Source organism: Microvirga sp. Mcv34 (assembly GCF_024519725.1).
Classification (GTDB): Bacteria; Pseudomonadota; Alphaproteobacteria; order Rhizobiales; family Beijerinckiaceae; genus Microvirga.
Genome location: NZ_JALJRK010000081.1, coordinates 14,710 through 19,395 on the forward strand (window position 1 = coordinate 14,710; position 4,686 = coordinate 19,395).

A 4,686-nucleotide genomic window follows, 5' to 3' on the forward strand; every position below is an offset into this window, starting at 1 on the left:
CTCGACCGCGATCTTGTTATCGTCGGCTATTGGTCCGACTGGTCCTACCTCAACGCCATCTTGGAGCGGGCACTCGGAGCGGTGCGTCCCTCGCGCGTCATCGTGGTCGATCCGGCGAACACTGCTACGTTTGAGACGAAGGCCCCTGCCCTCTACGCGCTTGGCCAACGGGCGACATCCGAGTTCCATCACGTTGCCGCATCCGGATCGGACTTCCTCGACAGGCTGCGCCTGGAGTTCTCAAAGTCGTTCGTGCGTCGCGTACTGTGGTCAGGCAAAGAGGCCTATGCCGAGACGACAGGTGCCGCTCCGATTGATGCCTGGCTGAAGGCACCGGAGGTCGACAATGATGCGCTGTGGTTGGCCCGGCGCGACCTGGAAGGCCGCGGGCCGGGAAAGCCTGCCTGCGATCGTGACCCTCCTCAGGAGGCTTTGCTCGGTCTGACGCTCATCCAATTGAGGGCTGGCGGTGCGACCCCCGACGGTTCATACTGGTCGATGGACGGTCGCCGCATTCGCGTCCTGCGCACCCCGAATCAGGCACTTCATCGCGTGAAAGCTGAGTTTGAGCGCGAAACGGCACCGGCAGTCGCGCCTGACATTGTCATCGCTGTCGGTGCGGAGGCCCAAGCCCTGCCGTCCGACATCGTGCGGGACGGAACGACACCGACGATCATTCGGAGCACTCCGAGCCGTTGGCTCACCCGTCCTGAAGCCGTTGAGGAGCTCAAGCTGTGATTGATATCATCGAAGCAAGCGCGGAAATCCTAGGCGAGAATGGCTTCACCACAGACCGGAGTGCATCCGGTGACACGCAGTTCCTGATATTTGAGAACGCTACTGTCCTCGGGTTCCTGTTCGTCTATGACGATCCAGCCAGCTTGGTGACCTCATGGGAGAACGACTCCGACCGTGCCGTTGCAGCCCACCAGTTGGGCCTGCGCCGCGCTGGCCAGAAGGCATGGAACGCCTACACGGTGCTGTTGGCCCACCAGGAGGCGAGTTTCGCCCAATCTACTGTTCTCGGGACTATTGAGGAGAGCCTCATCGGGACCCGAAAGATCGCCCGCGCTGGGATTGCCGACATGTCCGACCTTAGGGCTGTCCTTCTGCCGCTGCTTCCTTTGCAGGCTGCTCCCAAGCTGGATGCGGTCGACATGGTCGAGGAGATACGCTTGCGTACCACTGAGCTGCCGCCGAGGGCCCTCGAAGCGTTCTTCTCAGGTGCGGACGAAACCGCGATCATGCAGGTTCTGGAGGAAACGCCATGAGACTTGCCTATGTCGACGTGTGTGGTTTTCGTGGATACCGCAAGCCCGTCCGGATCGAGTTTGCCGAGAGCTTCACGATTATCGACGGTCGCAACGGTGTGGGAAAAAGCACTGTTTTCGACGCAATAGAGTTCGCTCTCACTGGAACCCTGAGCAAGTACAAAGACGCCAAAGCGTCTGGTCAGACCGTCGCTGACTACATCTGGTGGACCGGCCAAGGGCCCGCACCAGAAGATCGCTATGTGGACGTCGGCTTCGAGGTCGGTGGTAAAGTCGTCAGTATCCGCCGTACTCAGTTCGGAGAGCCGGACCAGCAGCAGCTAGCGATCGTGTCTGGGCAGCTCTGCGATAGCGAGCTGGCTCCGCCTGCGCCCCTGGAGCAGCTTTGCTCAGCCTCTATCATTCGTGACGAACACATTGCAGGGCTCAGTCTCGACCTGAAGGAAACGGAACGCTACGCGCTCCTGCGTGACGCCCTAGGTGCTAACGACGCCGACGAGTGGATCGCTAAGGCCCACCAGCTCCTGACTGCAGCGAAGCGTCGGACGAGCGCCGCACAGGAGGCAGTTAACGCCGCCAACAGCGCTGTTTCTCAAGCTGCACGACGTATTGACGAAGTGCGGGCGAACATCGTCGCCGACGAAGTCATGTCTGAGGCCGTCCGCCGTTTAAGGGCCTTCGCGGAGACGCAGGCGTCGCCGGATCGACTCATAGGACCCGTGCGTGATCGCATTGCGTCCCTGAATGCACGGGCAGACGCGTTGGAGAGTCTGACCAACCGCTGGACCGAAGCGGCCCATGGTCGCTTGCGCCTCACAGAACTTGAAGCCGCTGAGCAGCAGATTAGAAGTGAGCGGGATGCTGCAAGGGCTGCATTGGATAACCTTATCACTGAAGGCTCAGACGCGTTGCCCTCATCCGCACTTGCGGCGGAAGCGCGGCATCTGATCCAGTTGGTTTCCCTTGGCCGCACCATCGGCTTGAAAGACGGATGTTGCCCGCTCTGCGCCAAGGGCCAGTCGCACACCGAGTTTGATGAAGGCTTGGCAGTCGCAGAAGCAATAGCGGCGCGCTTGGACGACGCTGCCGCTCGCGAGGAGCAGCGCGAACAATCGGTGAAGGCTGCGGAGGCTCGGCTCGCCAGCACCGAGCGTGCTGTAGCTACGAGCAAAGCGGCGTCCGAGCAGATTCGCGCTTTCATGCAATCCTTCGATCACGACCGGAACATTCTTGGAATTGCCGATACTTTTGGACCCGATGAGCTTGTGGGACGCCAGTCAGAGATCAGAAGTTCCGTCAGCGCCGCGCGTCAGGATCTGAGGATTCTGGAAACGCTCCGTCTTAGCGGGGAGTTAGAACGCGCCCTACACGCCGAGGTGGAGGCTAAGGCGTTGCTGGCCCGGGAGCAGGAGAAATTCGGGCGCGCTCGCAGGGCCGAGGCGAATGCCTCCGCCATCCACGATGCGGCGCGCCGGGCCGCAAGCGAAACGCTCGACCGACGGCTTGATCGGGTCCTCCCGCTGATGTCCGAGCTCTACCGCCGTTTACGCCCGCACCCCGTCTGGCGCGATATCGAGTATTCAATCCGGGGCGACGTGAAGCGTTTCCTGAAGTTGCAGGTCGGCGAGAACCTGAATCCTCAATTCCTCTTCTCGAGCGGACAGCGGCGGGCTACGGGCCTGGCCTTCCTTCTGTCAGTGAATGCGTCGCTGGCCTGGAGCCGATGGCGCTCAATCCTTCTCGACGATCCTGTACAGCACGTCGATGACTTCAGGACGGTCCACTTGGCTGAAGTGGTGGCGCAACTTGTAGCCGACGGCCGGCAGATTGTCTGCGCTGTCGAGGATGCTGCTTTGGCGGACCTACTTTGCCGTCGGCTCCCAGTCCAGCGCTCAGGCCAAGCGAAGCGGGTTACCTTGGGGCCGGATAGTGATGGCGCATTGTCTAAGCTGCGCGAAAAAGATTTGTCACCGATGATATCGAGAGCCCTCGTGCCGGGAAGTAATCAATCACGCGCGGGATAGCGACAATGGAAGTACGTATTCTGCACATGCTTTCCAATTAATCCAGCAATCACCGGCGCTTCGCTTAGAACAATCCGCTTGCTGCCATAGGAGAGCGCCAGTTGCTGCGCGACATAGCGCTTCTCATGCTAGACAAGAATTGTGTCGAGTTGTGCTGGCACGCGCTCAATACGTGACGCCTATGAGGCTGGCCGCCACAGTCATCGTCAGGCGGCCTGCCAATACCGATGCCAGCACCTCAGCGCGGCGAAGCTCCCGTTCGCTCATCTCCACCCAGCCCATGCCACACTCCCATGCACGTTGGTTCAGGGGAGTGTGACATTCCTAGTTTGCTACGGTGGGACATTTTAACTTGGCGCCTACACACGAGAAAGACCGGTAACAAACATTATGGAATTAGCTGTAGGATCTTTCGTCATGTCAACGACGTCATCCACATACCACCTTAGTGGTGCATCCGGCAGGTAGAGGGGTATAATGGCGTCTCCCGCTGATCCAGTAGCGGAGGCGACCCATGGCAGCAGTTTGCTTACGGGACTTAACCGCGGACGAACGCGCGACCGTCAAGCGCTTGGCTCACTCACATACCGCTCCGGCCCAGAGGGTGCAACGCGCTCAGATCATCTGGTGTGCCAGTCGCGGCGACAGCGCCGCGGCGATTGCAGCTCGCGTGGGCCTGGATGGTGAGACCGTGCGCAAGCGCATCCGCCGCTTCAATGCCGAGGGTTTGGAAGCGCTCAAGGACCGACATCGCTCGGGTCGCCAACCAACCTACACGCCCGAGCAGACAGCCACCGTGATTGCCAGCGCGTTGACCAAGCCTCAGACGCTGGGGCTGCCGTTTGCGGCCTGGACACTGGATCGACTGGCCGCCTACCTGCATGAGGCCAAGGGGATTGCGATGCAGCGCAGCCGCATTGACGAAATCCTGCTGCACGAGGGCTTGCGCTGGCGCAAACACGAGACCTGGTTCGGCGAGCGGGTGGATCCGGCGTTCGCCGAAAAAAGGGGAAGATCGAAACGCTCTACACTGCACCGCCTGCGGGCAGTGTTGTGATCTGCCTGGACGAGATGGGACCAGTGAGCGCCAAGAGCTACACGGGTCGTGCGCTGGTGCAGACAAAGACACAACCGGCCGAACGGGCCCGCCAGGAGGTCGATTACGGCCGCCGCGCCAAGGGATACATCTTTGGTGCGTTTTGTCCCACAACGGGCGAGGCCTTCACCCATCCCTATCCTGGACGCGGCGGGGCGCATTGGGTCGACTTCCTGGAGCACGTTGAGAGCTGGATCCCGCGCACGACCGAGCGGGTGTACGCGATCCTCGACAATCTGGGCTCGCATCGCACGACGGACGTGCTGCTGTTCCTGCTCGCGCATCCGCGCTGGGA

The 4,686-nt window shown here is 61.0% G+C and carries 3 protein-coding genes and 1 pseudogene; all 4 read left to right on the plus strand.

Annotated elements, in window-relative coordinates; translation table 11 throughout:
- Positions 1 to 734 precede the first annotated feature (734 nt).
- Positions 735 to 1,271: a hypothetical protein gene (locus OC446_RS25020; protein ID WP_262031725.1), complete on the plus strand. Its 537-nt coding sequence runs from the start codon at positions 735 to 737 to the stop codon at positions 1,269 to 1,271.
- The gene (locus OC446_RS25025) at positions 1,268 to 3,295 is read left to right on the plus strand and encodes an AAA family ATPase (RefSeq protein ID WP_262031726.1); all 2,028 of its coding nucleotides are present in this window, start codon (positions 1,268 to 1,270) and stop codon (positions 3,293 to 3,295) included. Before OC446_RS25020 ends, OC446_RS25025 begins: the two co-directional genes overlap by 4 nt.
- 514 nt (positions 3,296 to 3,809) lie before the next feature.
- Positions 3,810 to 4,352, plus strand: coding sequence for a helix-turn-helix domain-containing protein (locus tag OC446_RS25030; RefSeq protein WP_262031727.1), 543 nt, complete (start codon positions 3,810 to 3,812; stop codon positions 4,350 to 4,352).
- Between the two features lie 14 nt (positions 4,353 to 4,366).
- Positions 4,367 to 4,686 (plus strand): annotated as a pseudogene (locus tag OC446_RS25035) (hypothetical protein); the annotation flags it as partial.